This window comes from Clostridium sp. DFI.5.61, assembly GCF_024462915.1.
Classification (GTDB): domain Bacteria; phylum Bacillota; class Clostridia; order Oscillospirales; family Oscillospiraceae; genus Lawsonibacter; species Lawsonibacter asaccharolyticus.
Genome location: NZ_JANGBZ010000174.1, coordinates 1 through 237 on the forward strand (window position 1 = coordinate 1; position 237 = coordinate 237).

Consider the following 237-nt stretch of genomic DNA (forward strand, 5'->3'; position numbering starts at 1 on the left):
TGTGGCTTCTCGCAATCGTGGCTGGTTGTTGCTACCCATTGTCTATGCCTTTGCGCTTATCAACCTAGCGCTGGCGACCTTTATGCCCAATGAATACATCACCCATCTGGAAGCAACGCCGGGGATGCTGGTGCACATTGGCTTATCGCTTTTTTCCTATGCCACGCTAATTATCGCTGCCCTGTACGCGCTGCAACTGGCGTGGATTGATTACCAACTGAAGAACAAGAAGCTGGC

The 237-nt window shown here is 51.5% G+C and carries 1 protein-coding gene; it reads left to right on the forward strand.

Annotation, left to right across the window (positions count from 1 at the left end):
- Positions 1 to 237, forward strand: a 237-nt coding sequence (ccsA, locus tag NE584_RS19535; RefSeq protein WP_256183576.1) for a cytochrome c biogenesis protein CcsA, incomplete at both ends; no start/stop codon positions are given.